Raw genomic sequence first — 15888 nt, 5'->3', positions numbered from 1 at the left:
TGAAGGCACCGCACCGAGAGGCCCATCAACCGTGGGCGCAGCGCGCACCGATCAGGCACGCACCCTTCCGCGCAGGTCGGACGGCCTGGCCGCACCCCGGTCCGCCCCGCACCACCCACCGCGCCAGGGCCGGGGACCCAGCTCGGCTCTGGGGTGGCCCGGTCGGGGCAGGGGCCCGATTGTGGGGACCCCGGGCACGACTAAGGGGTGGGCAACACGTCCGCCGACACGTAATTTTCGAGCCGTCCCACTCTTCTTTCTTCATTCCGCCGTCTGCTCTGGTCCGCGGTCCGCTGAACGTCATGACACAGGAGGGCATGCTCGGTGAGTAACGAGGAAAAACTTCTCGAGTATCTGCGCCGGGCGACAGCCGACTTGCGTGACACGCGCAAAAGGCTCGCTGCCGCCGAACGCAAGAGCAGCGGTGAGCCGATCGCGATCGTGGGGATGGCGTGTCGTTATCCGGGTGGGGTGGGTTCTCCGGATGAGTTGTGGGATTTGGTGGTGGAGGGCCGGGATGGTGTTTCGGGGTTCCCGGTGGACCGTGGGTGGGATGTGGAGGGGCTCTATGATCCGGAGCCGGGGAAGCCGAATCGGACGGTGACGCGTGAGGGTGGTTTCCTTTATGACGCGGCTGATTTCGATGCCGGGTTGTTCGGGATCTCGCCGCGTGAGGCGTTGGGGATGGATCCGCAGCAGCGGTTGTTGCTGGAGGCGTCCTGGGAGGCCGTGGAGAGTGCGGGGATCGATCCCCTCTCCCTGAAGGGCAGCCGGACCGGCGTCTTCGCCGGCCTGATGTACCACGACTACGCACTGGGCACCGAGGCAGCCGCCACGACCGGCGGCAGCCTGGTCTCGGGCCGTGTCTCCTACACCCTCGGCCTCGAAGGCCCGTCGGTCACGGTGGACACCGCGTGCTCGTCGTCACTCGTGGCCATGCACCTCGGTGCCCAGGCACTGCGCTCCGACGAGTGCTCGATGGCGCTGGTCGGCGGCGTGACGGTGATGACGACGCCGGACATGTTCCTGTACTTCAGCCACCAGCGGGGCATGGCGAAGGACGGCCGCTGCAAGTCCTTCGCCGCCGACGCCGATGGGACCGGCTGCTCGGAGGGCGTCGGCGTGCTCATGCTGGAGCGCCTGTCGGACGCCCAGCGGAACGGTCACCCGGTGCTTGCGGTGATCCGCGGCAGCGCGATCAACCAGGACGGTGCCTCCAGCAGCATGACGGCTCCGAACGGTCCGTCGCAGCAGCGGGTGATCCGTGCGGCGCTGGAGAGCGCCGGGCTGTCCGCCGCCGATGTGGATCTGGTGGAGGCGCACGGGACGGGGACCCGGCTGGGTGACCCGATCGAGGCGCAGGCGCTGCTGGCCACGTATGGGCAGGGCCGGGCGGACAACGATCCCTTGTGGCTGGGCTCGTTGAAGTCGAACCTGGGTCACACCCAGGCAGCTGCGGGTGTGGGTGGTGTGATCAAGGCGGTGCAGGCGATTCGGCATGGTGTGTTGCCGAGGACGTTGCATGTGGATGTGCCGACGCCGCAGGTGGATTGGGCTGCGGGTGCGGTGGAGTTGTTGACGGAGTCGCGGGTGTGGCCGGAGCGGGATCGGCCGAGGCGTGCGGGTGTGTCGTCGTTCGGGCTGAGTGGTACGAACGCGCATGTGATCGTGGAGCAGGCTCCGGTGGTGGAGGAGCCGGAGGCGGTGACCGTCGCTGAGCTGCCGGTGGTTCCGGTGATGTTGTCGGCGCGGAGCGAGGCCGGGCTGTCGGGTCAGGCGTCGCGGTTGCTGGCCCGGTTGGGGTCCTCTGCTTCTTCGCTGCTGGATGTGGGCTTTTCATCGGTGGTGTCGCGTGCGGTGCTGGAGCACCGTGCGGTGGTGGCGGCGTCGGGTCGTGAGGAGTTGGTGCGGGGTCTGACGGCGCTGGCGGAGGGCGGTGTCGCGGCTTCGGTGGTGCGTGGATCGGTGCGGTCGGCGGGCAAGGTCGCGTTCCTGTTCACGGGGCAGGGTGCGCAGCGGCTCGGCATGGGCCGGGAGCTGCATGAGGCGTTCCCGGTGTTCGCGGAGGCGTTCGACGCGGTGGTCGCCGAGCTGGATGCCCGGTTGGGGCGTTCGTTGCGTGACGTGGTGTGGGGTGAGGACGCCGGCCTGTTGAACGGGACGATGTTCGCTCAGGCGGGGTTGTTCGCGGTGGAGACGGCGTTGTTCCGGCTGGTGGAGTCGTGGGGCATGCGTCCCGACTTCCTGGTGGGTCACTCGGTCGGTGAGATCGCGGCCGCGCATGTGGCGGGTGCGGTGTCTCTGGCAGATGCGGCTGAGCTGGTGGTGGCGCGGGGCCGGTTGATGCAGGCGCTTCCCGCCGGCGGCTCGATGGTGGCGGTGGAGGCGACGGAGGCCGAGGTGCTTCCGCTGCTGAGTCGCGAGGTGGGCATCGCGGCGCTCAACGGTCCGCGTTCTGTCGTTGTTTCGGGCGCGGAGGCGGCGGTTGCTGATCTGGTGGAGAAGTTCGCCGGTCAGGGCCGTCGGACGAGCACGCTGCGGGTGTCGCACGCCTTCCATTCGCCGTTGATGGAACCGATGTTGGCGGAGTTCGGGGCGGTCGTGGCCGGGCTGGAGTTCGGCGCTCCGTCGATTCCCGTCGTGTCGGGTGTGTCCGGGGACCTGTCGGAGGGTTGGGGCACGCCGGAGTACTGGGTGCGGCATGTCCGTGAAGCGGTGCGGTTCGCGGACGCGGTCCGCTTCCTGGAGGACCAGGGCGTCACCTCCTACGTCGAGCTCGGCCCCGATGGCGTCCTGAGCGGAATGGCGCAGCAGTCCGCACGCTCGGAGTCAGCTCTCTTCGTGCCGTTGGTGCGCAAGGGCCGCCCCGAGGTGACCACGGCCGTCACAGCGCTGGGTCAGTTGCACGTGGGCGGTGTTCCGGTGGAGTGGGCCCGGTTCTTCGAGGGTTCGGGTGCGCGCCGCGTCGAGCTGCCGACGTACGCCTTCCAGCGCGAGCGGTACTGGATGGAGGCGGAACTCGGCGGACTCGACGCCGGTTCGCTCGGCCTGGGCATCACCGGTCACCCGCTCCTCGGTGCCGCCGTCGCTCTTCCCGGCTCGGACGGGCCCGTGCTGACGGGCCGGCTGTCCCTCGAAAGTCAGCCGTGGCTTGCCGACCACCGCATGGGCAGCTCCGTACTGTTCCCCGGCACGGGCCTGGTGGAGCTGGCACTCTGCGCCGGCGCGCGGGTCGGATGTGACGTGCTCGACGAGCTGACCCTCCAGGCCCCCCTGGTGCTGCCGCCCCACGGCGGCGTCCAGCTCAGGATCGTGGTCGGGGCCGACGACGGCACCGGTGCCAGGAGCGTCACCGTGCACGCGCGGGACGAGGACGACGAGGCGAGCGACGCGCCGTGGACCCTGCACGCCGACGGTGTGCTGCTCCCGGACTCGCCGGCCCCCGTCCTCGACGCCACCCACTGGCCCCCGCGAGGCGCGTCGCCCATCGAACTCGACGATGTGTACGGACAGTTGGCAGGAGAGGGGTACGGATACGGCCCCGCATTCCAGGGGCTCCGCGCGGCCTGGCGGCGCGACGGCGAGATATTCGCCGAGGTGGCCCTGCCGGAGGTGGCGGCCACCGATGCCGAGCACTACGGCCTGCACCCCGCGCTGCTCGACGCCGCGCTGCACGCCTCACTTCTCGACGGACCCGACGCGACGCCCGTCGGGGAGGGAACGGCGCGGCTCCCCTTCGCATGGAAGGGCGTCCGCCTCCACGCCACGGGCGCCGCCCGACTCCGGGTGAGAATCGCACCGGCGGGACCCGACAGCATCACCGTGGACGGAGCCGACACGGAAGGACGCCCGGTGTTCTCCGTGGGCGCCCTCGTCACTCGGCCGGTGGCCGTCGCGGCCACGGCCGGCACGGCACAGCGCGGTTCCCTGTACTCCGTGCGATGGATGCCGCTCACGCCGGCTCCCGTTCCGGCCGCGCCCGAAGTTGCCGCCGTGAACTGGGACAACCGGAACAACGGCTCCGTGCCCGAGGCCGCCGTCCTCGTCTGGGAGTGCCCGCCACCCGTCGCCGACGTGGTGTCCGGGGCCCACGAACTGACCGCCCGCGCCCTCGCTGTCGTACAGGAGTGGCTGACGGACGAGCGGTTCGCGTCCAGCAGACTGCTCGTGGTCACCCGGGGCGCGGTCGCCCTGCCGGGCGAGACGCTCAGGCATCCGGCAGCCGCGGCCGTCGCAGGTCTTGTGCGGTCCGCTCAGACGGAGAACCCCGGACGTATTCTCCTCACCGACACCGACACCGACACCGACACCGACACCGACACCGACACCCGTCTTTATGTCGCCGCGTCGGCCGCTGCCGGCGAACCCGAGACGGTGGTCCGCGACAGCGGCGTGTGGGTGCCCCGGCTGGCCCGCGTCCTGCCCGCACCGGACACGGCGGACCGGCGGCCCCGGGCCACGGACGCCACCGCCGGAGTGCACCGCGCGAACGACGCGAACGAACCGCGCCCGTCCGATGCCCCGCCCCGCTCCCCGTTCGCAGGCGACGACACGACCGTGCTGGTCACGGGCGGTACGGGCACCCTCGGCGCCCTCGTCGCACGTCATCTCGTCACCGGGCACGGCGTCCGGCGGCTGGTGCTCACCGGCCGCCGAGGACTCGACGCACCGGGAGCGGCCGAGCTGCGCGCCGAACTGTCCGGCCTGGGCGCCGAGGTGACCGTCGCCGCGTGCGACCTCGCCGACCGGGAGGCCGTGCGGGCCCTGCTGACCGCGCACCCGCCGACCGCGGTCGTCCACTGCGCCGGGGTGCTGGACGACGCCACCCTCGGCTCGCTCACTCCCGCCCGGCTGGCCGGGGTACTGCGGCCGAAGATCGACGCGGCATGGAACCTGCACGAACTGACGGCACATCTGGACCTCTCCAGCTTCGTCCTCTTCTCGTCCGTCGCAGGCGTCCTCGGCAATCCCGGCCAGGCCAACTACGCAGCCGGCAACGCGTTCCTGGACGCCCTCGCCGTCCTGCGGCAGGGGCTCGGCCTCCCGGGCCAGTCGCTCGCGTGGGGTCTGTGGGCCGACGGCGACGGCATGGCGAGCGCGCTCGACGACACCGATCTGCGGCGCATGAGCCGCTCCGGTGTGGAACCGCTCGTGCCGGCCCACGCACTGGCACTGCTGGACGAGGCCGGGCAGTCGGCAGATGCGGTGCTCCTGCCGGTCCGCCTCGACCTGAAGACCCTGCGGTCGGCGGAGCCGCCGTCGCCGATCATGTCCGGTCTGGTCCGCCGCAAGGCGCGCGCCGCCTCCGCTCCCACCGCTCGGCAGCCCCGGTCCGGCCTCGCCGCCCTGGCGCCGAAGGAGCGGCTGCGGGCCCTGCTCGACCTCGTACGGGCCCAGGTGGCGTCCGTGCTCGGCCACGGTTCCGCGGCCGACGTGGAGCCCGACCGGGCCTTCACCGAGATCGGGTTCGATTCGCTGACCGCGATGGAACTGCGCAACCTGCTCGCCTCCGCGACCGGGTTGCGGCTGCCCGCCACGCTGGTCTTCGACCACCCCAACGCCCGCGCGGTCGCCGGGCATCTGGACACCCTGCTCTCGGGCGACAGCGCCGTCGCCGCCGCCACGGCCACCACGCCGTCCGCCGACGGCGACCCCGTGGTCATCGTCTCCATGGCCTGCCGCTATCCGGGCGGAGTCCGCTCGCCCGAGGACCTGTGGCAGCTCGTCGACGACGGTGTCGACGCCATCACCGAGTTTCCCCGCAACCGGGGCTGGGATCTGGAGGGGCTCTACGACCCGGAGTCCACCCGGCCCGGCACCTGCTACGTACGGCACGGTGGATTCCTGCACGACGCCGCCGACTTCGATCCCGGCTTCTTCGGAATCAGCCCGAACGACGCGCTGACCACCGACCCCCAGCACCGGCTGCTGCTGGAGGTGGCGTGGGAGGCGATGGAGCGGGCGACGATCGATCCGACGTCACTCAAGGGCACCGCGACCGGCGTCTTCACCGGCACGATGTACCACGACTACGCGGGCAACAGCGCCGCCGGATCGCTCGGCCCCGGCCGCGTCTCGTACACCTTCGGTCTTGAGGGCCCCTCGCTGGCCGTCGACACCGCGTGCTCGTCGTCCCTGGTCGCCCTGCACCTCGCCGCGCAGGCTGTGCGGTCCGGCGAGTGCGGGATGGCCCTGGTCGGCGGCGTGACCGTGATGTCGACCCCGGAGACGTTCGTCGAGTTCGCCCGGCAGCGCGGACTGTCCCGGGACGGCCGGTGCCGCTCGTTCTCGTCGGCCGCGGACGGCGCCGCATGGTCCGAGGGTGCGGGCATGCTCGTGATCGAGCGGCTCTCCGACGCCCGCCGCAACGGCCATCCGGTCCTGGCGGTCCTGCGCGGCAGCGCCGTCAACCAGGACGGTGCCAGCAACGGGCTCATGGCCCCCAACGGGCCGTCCCAGCAGCGCGTCATCCGGCAGGCACTCGCGAACGCGGGACTGGGCGCCGCCGACGTGGACGCCGTAGAGGCCCACGGCACCGGAACCACCCTGGGCGATCCCATCGAGGCGCAGGCCTTGCTCGCCACCTACGGCCAGGACCGTGTCGAGGGCAGGCCGCTGTACCTCGGCTCGATCAAGTCGAACATCGGTCACGCCCAGGCCGCCGCCGGCATCGCAGGGGTGATCAAGATGGTCGAGGCGATGCGGCACGGCGTCCTGCCGGCCTCCCTCCACCTGGACGAGCCCTCGCCCCGGGTCGACTGGGAGACCGGTGACGTCACCCTGCTGACGGCGCCGACCCCGTGGCCCGAGGTGGACCGGCCGCGCCGTGCCGGAGTGTCGTCGTTCGGTATCAGCGGCACCAACGCCCACGTGATCATCGAGGCGCCCGCGGCCGGCCCCGGCGTGGCGGCGGACACCGGCGGAGAGCCGGCCCCCGGCGCGGCGGCGGGCACCGCGCCCACCGCCGAGCACAGCGCCCCCGTGCCGTGGCTCCTGTCGGCGCGCGACCCCGAGGGCATAGCCCGTCAGGCCGGGCGGCTCCTGGCGCACCTGGAGTCCCGGCCCGGCGCGGGCACACTCGACGTCGCCCACTCCCTGGCCACCACCCGCACCCCCCTGGACCAGCGCGCGGCGCTCCTGGTCACCGACCGGGCACAGGCCCTGCGTGACCTGGCCGTGCTCGCGGACGGCGGCTCCCCGGCCGCACTCGTGGCCGCGCAGGACACCGGACGGCCCGGCGGCGGACCGACCGCCTTCCTCTTCTCCGGCCAGGGCGCCCAGCGCCTCGGCATGGGCGGGGGGCTCCACCGGACCTACCCCGTGTTCGCGCAGGCCTTCGACGAGGCGGTGGGCGCGCTCGACGCCCACCTCGACCGGCCGCTCGCCGCCGTCGTCCGCGAGGACGAGGCCGCCCTGAACCGCACCGCGTACACGCAGGCGGCACTCTTCGCCTTCGAGGTGGCCCAGTTCCGGCTGCTGGAGTCCTGGGGCGTCCGCCCCGACTTCCTCGCCGGACACTCCATCGGCGAACTGGCCGCCGCCCATGTCTGCGGGGCCCTGTCGCTGACGGACGCCGCACGTCTGGTCGCCGCACGCGGCCGGCTGATGCAGGCGCTGCCGGAGGGCGGGGCCATGGCCGCCCTGCGGGCGAGCGAGGACCAGGTGGCGCCCCTGCTCACCGACGAGGTGACCGTCGCCGCCGTCAACGGACCCCAATCCGTGGTCGTGTCGGGCACCGTCGCCGCCGTGCGAGCCGTGACGGACCACTTCGCGATGCTGGGCCGCTCGGCCAAGCCGCTGCGGGTGTCGCACGCCTTCCACTCGCCGCTGATGGAGCCCATGCTGGCCGACTTCGCGCGCGCCGCCGCCGGGCTGACGGCGAGCGAGCCGTCCGTGCCGCTCGTCTCGACCCTGACCGGACGCGTCGTCACGGCCGCCGACCTCGCAGACCCCGCCCACTGGGTCAGGCACGTGCGTGAAGCCGTACGGTTCGCCGACGCCGTACGCACCCTGGACGAGGCGGGCGTCACCACGTACCTGGAGATCGGTCCGGACGCGGCGCTGTCCGCCCTCGGGCCCGCCTGCCTGCCCGAGTCGACCGGCGCCGCGTTCGTGCCGCTCTCCCGCCGCGACCGCGACGAGCCGGCGGAGCTCGTGCGGGCCCTCGCTCTCGTCCACAGCCGCCATGTCCCGGTCGCCTGGGCGGAGTTCTTCGCCGGCAGCGGGGCGAGCCGCATCGACCTGCCGACGTACGCGTTCCGGCGTGAGCCGTTCTGGGCACTGCCCGAGCGGGGCGGGGCCGACCTCACCGCCGCCGGAATCGGCGCGACGCGACACCCGCTGCTCGGCGCGGTCGTCGCGCTCCCCGACGGCGGAGCCGTCCTGACCGGCCGGCTGGACCGTGCCGAACTGCCCTGGCTCGACGACCACGACCTGATGGGGACCCCCGTCCTGCCCGCCGCCGCCTTCACGGACCTCGCCCTGAACGCCGGGAGGGAGACGGGCTGCCCCCGCCTGGACGAGCTGACCGTGACGGCGCAGCTGCCGCTCCCGGCGGGCCCCGGCGCCGAGCTGCGCGTCACCGTCGGCCCGGAGACGGACGACGGCCGCCGTACGGTCGACATCCACTCCAGGTCACAGGGCGCGCGGCCGGGAGACGACGACGCGTCATGGGTGCGGCACGCCCGGGGCGTCCTCGCCCCGCCCGCCGCCGACCCGGCGCAGGGAGCGACCGCCTGGCCGCCGCCCGGCGCCACGCCGGTGGACCCGGGCGCCCTCTACGACCGGCTGTTCACCCTCGGCCACGGCCACGGCCCGGCCTTCCGTACCCTCCACGCCGCCTGGCGGCGCGGGGACGAACTCTTCGCCGAGGCCGTACTCGACGACAGCACCGGCGGCGAGCAGTGGGCGCTGCACCCGGCCCTGCTCGACGCCGCCGTCCAGCTCGCCCGCTTCGGGGCCCTGCCGGACGGCACGGAACCGGCCGGTGACGCGCCGCTGAGCCCCGCGACCTGGACCGGTGTGCAGGTGCACCGCACCGGCGCCACCGAGCTGCGGATCCGGGTCGGGGCGACCGGCCAGGACCATGCGTCGTTCGACCTCGCGGACGGCCAGGGGCGGCCCGTGCTGACGGCGACCGACATCGCGTGGCTGCCCGTCGCCCCGGCCGAACTGGCCACCGGCGCACCCGCGGGCGCGCTGTACCGGCTGGAGTGGGCGCCCGCGCCCGTCGACATCACCCGCCTCGGATCCACGACGGCCGTGCTTGCCGCCGCCGGCCCCCTGGAAGACCCGCGTACCGGCCTCCCCTTCCCCGTCTACGACCCGCGCGACCCCTCGGCCGGGGCCGCCCCCGACTTCGTACTGCTTCCCCTGCCCGACTCCACCGGCGACGTGCCGCAGGCCGTGCGTACCCACAGCGGCGAGATCCTGGAGCACCTGCGGGAGTTCCTGCGCCACGCACCGGAGCGCCACGCACCGGAGGCAGGAGCGACCAGACTGGTCGTCGTCACCCGCCACGCCGTCGAGGCGGGGGACGGGACACCGGACATCCGGCACACAGCCGTATGGGGTCTCGTGCGGGCGGCGCAGAGCGAGCACCCCGGGCGGTTCGTCCTCGCCGACGTGGACGGGCTGGACGCCTCGGCGACCGCACTGCCGGACGCGCTCGCCACCGGCGCCGACGAACTCGCCGTCCGGGGCGGCACCGTTCTCCTGCCGAAGCTGGTCCCGGCCCAACCGGGCGGCAACGCGACCACGCTCACGCCCGGGGGCACCGTGCTCCTGACCGGTGGGCTCTCGCCGACCGGCGCCGCACTGGCCCGCCACCTCGTCACCGCACACGGCGCCGCCCGCGTCCTCGTCGCCGGCGGAGCCACCGCCTCGGCGGCGACGGACGCGCTCACGGAGGGCACCGACGCCGAACTGGTCGTCAGCGACTGCGACCCCGCCGACCGCGACGCGCTCGCCGCCCTGCTGGCCGGCCTCCCCGACAGCCGGCCGCTCTGCGCGGTCGTCCACACGGGCCCCGTCGGGGAGAGCGCACCGATCGGCGCACGCACCCCGCACCTCCTCGACGAAGGCCTGCGCAGGAACGCCGACGCCGCCTGGAACCTCCACGAACTCACCGCCGGCCTCGACCTGGCGGCCTTCGTCCTGCTTACCTCGACCGACGGCCTCGTCCACGGAGCCGGCGCCGCCCACACCGCCGCCACGCACACCTTCCTGGACGCCCTCGCCCGGCACCGGCACACCCTGGGCCTCCCCGCCACAGCCGTCGCACTCACTCCGGGGGCGGCCGGCACCGGCCCCACGGGCGAGGCCGGTACCGGACTCCTGCCGCTGACCGCCGCGCGCACCACAGCGCTCCTCGACGACGCGCTGCGCACCCCGGCCGCCTCCCTGCTCGCCCTCCACCCCGACCAGGGCGTCCTGCGCTCCCTGGCCGGCCACCTGCCCCCGTACTCGACACACTGGCGCGCACGCCCGGCCGCCCCGGAACCCGTCCGGGCACCGGCCTCTCCGCCGCCGCCGACCTGCACCGACGCCTCGCCGGGCGGGGCGAGGACGAACGGGTCCGCATCCTGCTCGAACTGGTCCGCTCACACGTCGCCACCCTGCTGGGCCACCCCACCCCCGAGGCGGTCGGCCCCGACCGGGCCTTCCAGGACCTCGGCTTCGACTCACTGGCCGCCGTCGAACTGCGCCGCAGGCTCGGCAGTGCCACCGGCCTCAGCCTCCCCGCCAGCCTCGTCTTCGACCACCCGGACTCCCGTGCCACCGCGGCACACCTCGCCGGACTGATCGGCGACGGATCCGATGAACAGGACGACACCAGCGCCCTGTTGGGGATGCTCGACCAGCTCGACGCGACCCTCACCGCCGCTCATCCCGATGCCGGGGACCGCCCGCGCATCACCTCCCGCCTGGAAGCGCTGCTGCGCCGCTGGCAGGACACCCACGGCGACGACTTCAGCAGCACCGCGCACGAGGACGACGCCCTCGACTCGGTCACCGACGACGAGCTGTTCGACGTACTGGACCAGGAGATCGGCCTCCTCTAGCGCCCCCACCGCCAGCACGCCGGAGCCCCGCCCGGCAGGTCCACCGGCCCCACCACGCACGTTCTGCCCCTTCGCGCACACCGGCCTTCACAGCACCGGCTCCGCCCGGCACGGCTGACACCCGCACCGAGATTGGTTGAGGTACAGATGGCAACCCAGGACAAGCTTCGCGACTACCTCCAGCGGGCCACGGCCGACCTGCGGCAGGTGAAGCGCCGTCTGCGGGAAGCCGAGGCCAAGGAGCACGAGCCGATCGCGATCGTCGGCATGAGCTGCCGCTACCCGGGCGGCGTGACCTCGCCCGACCAGCTGTGGGAACTCGTGGCCGAGGGCCGCGACGGCATCACGGCCTTTCCGGTCAACCGGGGCTGGGACGTGGACGGGCTGTACGACCCCGAACCCGCCACGCCCGGACGGACGTACGCCCGCGAGGGCGGCTTCCTCCACGAGGCCGACCGGTTCGACGCCGACTTCTTCAAGATGAGCCCCAAGGACGCCCGGGAGACCGACCCCCAGCAGCGCCTGCTGCTGGAGACGTCATGGGAGGCGCTGGAGCACGCCGGAGTGGACCCGCTCTCCCTGAAGGGCTCCCTCACCGGGGTGTTCGCCGGCGTCGTCTACCACGACTACGCCACCGACGGCGGCACCGGCGGCCTGGCCAGCGTCGCCTCCGGCCGGGTCTCCTACACCCTCGGGCTCCAGGGGCCGGCCGTCACCGTCGACACCGCCTGCTCGTCCTCCCTCGTCGCCCTCGACTGGGCGGTCAAGTCGCTACGCACCGGCGAGTGCGACCTGGCCCTGGTCGGCGGCGTCACCGTGATGGCCACACCCACCTCCTTCGTCGGCTTCAGCCAGGAACGCGGCCTTGCCCCCGACGGCCGGTGCAAGTCCTTCGCGGCGGCCGCCGACGGCACCGGCTGGGGCGAAGGCGTCGGCATGCTCGTCGTCGAACGGCTCAGCGAAGCCCGGCGCAACGGACACCGCGTGCTCGCCGTGGTCCGGGGCAGCGCCGTCAACTCCGACGGAGCCAGCAACGGCCTCACCGCGCCCAACGGCCCCGCACAGCAACGCCTCATCCACCAGGCCCTCGCAGCCGCCCAGCTCACCGCCGACCAGGTCGACGCGGTGGAGGCGCACGGCACCGGCACCACACTCGGCGACCCGATCGAGGCGCAGGCCCTGCTGGCCACGTACGGCCAGGGCCGCCCCGCCGACCAGCCGCTGTGGCTCGGCTCGGTCAAGTCGAACATCGGGCACGCCCAGGCCGCCGCCGGTGTCGGCGGAATCATCAAGATGGTGCAGGCCATGCGGCACGGCATCCTGCCCCGCACCCTCCACGTGGACGGCCCGACGCCGAAGGTCGACTGGTCCACCGGCAACATCTCCCTGCTCACCGACGCCATCGCCTGGCCGGACCGCGGACGCCCCCGCCGCGCCGCCGTCTCCGCCTTCGGGCTCAGCGGCACCAACGCCCACGTCATCATCGAGCAGGCGCCCGCGGCCGAGGAGGGCGAACCGGAGGCCCCGCCCACCGTGACGTCCTCGCTGATCCCGCTGCCGCTCTCCGCCAAGACCCCCGACGCCCTCACCGCGCAGGCGGCTCGCGTCCTCGCCCATGTGGAGTCCCACCCGGACGAGTCGCTGGCGGATGTCGGCTACTCGCTGGCGACGACGCGGGCCGTGCTGGACCACCGCGCGGTGGTGCTCCCCGCGGACCGTGAGGCGGCGCTGCGCGCGTTGTCCGACCTGGTGGCGGGCCGGGAGAGTGCCGATGTGGTCACGTCGGCGGGTCCTGCCGCGGAGGGTCTGACGGCCTTTCTGTTCACGGGTCAGGGTGCGCAGCGGCTCGGGATGGGCCGGGAGCTGTATGAGGCGTTTCCGGTGTTCGCGGCGGCGTTCGACGCGGTGGTCGCCGAGCTGGACGCCCGGTTGGGGCGTTCGCTCCGTGACGTGGTCTGGGGCGAGGACGCCGGTCTGCTGAACGGGACGATGTTCGCTCAGGCGGGGTTGTTCGCGGTGGAGACGGCGTTGTTCCGGCTGGTGGAGTCGTGGGGTGTGCGCGCCGATGTGGTGGCGGGACACTCGATCGGTGAGATCACGGCCGCGCATGTGGTGGGCGTGCTGTCATTGGCGGACGCGGCTGAACTGGTGGTGGCACGCGGTCGGTTGATGCAGGCGCTGCCCTCGGGCGGGGCGATGGTGGCGGTGGCCGCGTCGGAGGCGGAAGTGCTCCCGCTGCTGGGCGGTGAGGTGGGGCTGGCCGCGGTGAACGGCCCGTCGGCCGTGGTGGTGTCGGGGGCGGAGGCGCAGACGCTCGCGGTCGCGGAGCACTTCGCCGCGCTGGGGCGCCGGACGAAGCGGCTGAACGTGTCGCACGCCTTCCACTCGCCGCTCATGGAACCCATGCTCGACGAATTCCGGGACGTGGCCGCCCGGCTGACGTATCACGCACCCCGGCTGCCCGTCGTCTCCCACCTGACGGGCCGGCTCGCCGGACCCGACGAACTGACCTCGGCCGACTACTGGGTCCGCCACGTCCGCGAAGCGGTCCGCTTCCGCGACGGCGTACGCACCCTGCACGCCGAAGGGGTCCGTGTTCTCATCGAGATCGGCCCGGACGCCGCGCTCACCCCCATGGCGGCCGACTGCCTGACACCCGTCGACGAGACCCTGTGCGTCCCCGTCATGCGCCGGGCCCGCGGCGAGGAACGCACCCTGGTCACCGCCGTTGCCCACGCCCACGCGCACGGCAGTGCCGTCGACTGGAACGGCCTCTTCGCGGGCCGGGGCGCCCAGCGCGTCCCTCTCCCCACCTACCCCTTCCAGCGCCGCAGCCACTGGCTGGAGCGCCCCGAGGCCCAGCACACCGCAGACAGCGCCGCCGACCCGGCCGGAGCCGCCTTCTGGGAGGCCGTCGACCGGCAGGACGTCGCCGCCCTCGCCGACCGGCTCTCGGTCACCGAGACCGCACTGGGCGAGGTCCTGCCCGCGATGGCACGCTGGCGCCGGCTCCACCAGGAGAGGGCCGCCCTCGACAACCTCCGCTACCGCGTCGTCTGGCAGCCCGTCACCACGCCGGCCGCCGCCGCCACCGCGCTCGACGCCCCCTGGCTCGTCGCCGTCCCCGAAGGACAGGCCGACACCCCACGGTCACCGCGATCCTGGCCGCACTCATCGAACGCGGCGCCTCCCCGTACGTCATCGAGGCCGTCCCCGGACAGAGCCGCGCCGACCTCGCCGCCCGGCTCGCCGCACAGCCCGCCGCCGGGGTCGTCTCGCTGCTCGCCCTCGACGAGCGCCCCGTACCTGCTCACCCCCACCTCACCAGGGGCCTCACGGCCACCGTCACTCTCGTGCAGGCGCTCGCCGACACCCCGGACGCCCCCCGTCTCTGGTGCGTCACGCAGTCAGCCGTCGCCACCTCCCGTTCCACCGAGCTGACCGCACCGGCACAGAGCCAGCTCTGGGGGCTCGGCGGCGGCCTCGCCCTCGACCACCCCGACACCTGGGGCGGCACCGTCGACCTCCCCGCCGAACCGGGCGCCGCCGACCTGCACCGACTCTGCGACGTGCTCTCGGGCGCCACCGGCGAGGACGCGGTGGCCCTGCGCGCCGACCACATCCTCGCCCGCCGCCTGGTCCGCGCCCCCCTCGGCGACCGCACCCCGCTCCGGGCCCGCCCCTCGCACGGCACCGCGCTGATCACCGGCGGCACCGGCGGCCTCGGCGCACACGTCGCCCGCATGCTCGCCGCCGACGGCATCCCGCACCTGCTCCTCCTCAGCCGGCACGGCGACGCGGCCGCCGGAGCCCGCGAACTCGCCGGCGAACTGGAGGCGGCCGGCACCCGGGTGACCCTCGCCGCCTGCGACGTCACCGACCGCGCCGCACTCGCCCGGGTCCTCGACGCCGTACCTGAGGAACTGCCCCTGACCACCGTCGTGCACGCCGCCGGTGCCATGCAGCGCATGGCACCGCTCACCGAACTGACCGAGGACGAGTTCGCAGCCGTCGGCCACGCCAAGGTCACCGGTGCCCACCACCTCGACGACCTCCTCGGTGACCGCCCCCTCGACGCCTTCGTCCTCTTCTCCTCCGGCGCCGCCGTCTGGGGCAGCGCCGGACAGGCCGCCTACGCCGCCGCCAACGCCCACCTCGACGCCCTCGCACACCGCCGCCGCGCCCGCGGACTCACCGCCACCTCCGTGGCCTGGAGTTCCTGGCAGGGCGGCATGGTCGACGCCGAACTCAGCGCCGTGATGGAACGCATCGGCGCACCCGCCATGGACCCCCACCTCGCCATCGGCGCACTGAAGCAGGCCCTGGAGCACGACGAGAGCCATCTCGTCGTCGCCGAGTTCGACTGGTCCCGCTTCGCCCCCACGTACACGCTCGCCCGCCCCCGTCCACTGCTCGACGCACTCGACGACGTGCGCGAGATCCTCGCCGCCGAACCGGACTCCGCGACCTCCGACGCCGACGGTCTGATGGCACGGCTCGCCGGCCTCTCCGCCGCCGAGCGCGGCCGGGCGCTGCTCGACCTCGTACGCACCCGCGTCGCGACCCTGCTCGGCTACGACGCGCCCTCCCAACTCGACCCGCAACGCGCCTTCGAGGACCTCGGCTTCGACTCCGTCGCCGCCGTGGAACTCCGCCAGGCCCTGACCGCCGCCACCGGCACCAAGCTGCCCGCGACGCTGGTCTTCGACTACGCCACCCCACCGCGCTCGCGGACCACCTGCACACCCGGCTCTTCCCCGACAGCGACGACACCGCGACGCCGGTCCTCGCCGAGGTCGACCGGTTCGAGGAACTGATCGGGGCG

3 protein-coding genes and 2 pseudogenes are annotated in these 15888 nt (G+C 73.6%); all 5 read left to right on the top strand.

The genetic code is table 11. From position 1 onward, the window contains the following. Positions 1-342: 342 nt before the first annotated feature. Positions 343-10230: pseudogene (locus tag LNW71_RS07490) on the top strand (SDR family NAD(P)-dependent oxidoreductase); the annotation flags it as partial. 242 nt (positions 10231-10472) lie between these two features. Next, positions 10473-10733 (top strand): annotated as a pseudogene (locus LNW71_RS07485) (acyl carrier protein); the annotation flags it as partial. Between the two features lie 117 nt (positions 10734-10850). Further along, positions 10851-11063, top strand: a complete 213-nt coding sequence (locus LNW71_RS07480) for a hypothetical protein (protein ID WP_250972260.1) — start codon at positions 10851-10853, stop codon at positions 11061-11063. A 147-nt stretch (positions 11064-11210) separates the two neighbouring features. Continuing rightward, entirely contained in the window at positions 11211-14504 is a 3294-nt protein-coding gene (locus tag LNW71_RS07475; protein WP_250967510.1) for a type I polyketide synthase, read from the top strand. Further along, a complete protein-coding gene (locus LNW71_RS07470; RefSeq protein WP_250967509.1) occupies positions 14417-15880 on the top strand; it encodes a beta-ketoacyl reductase in 1464 nt (487 codons plus the stop codon). The genes LNW71_RS07475 and LNW71_RS07470 overlap by 88 nt, the downstream gene beginning before the upstream one ends. Positions 15881-15888: the final 8 nt, after the last annotated feature.

The sequence above is a fragment of the Streptomyces sp. RKAG290 genome (assembly GCF_023701695.1).
Classification (GTDB): Bacteria; Actinomycetota; Actinomycetes; order Streptomycetales; family Streptomycetaceae; genus Streptomyces.
The sequence above is the reverse complement of the archived record's forward strand: the minus strand, read 5'-3'. Positions and strand labels throughout refer to the sequence as shown.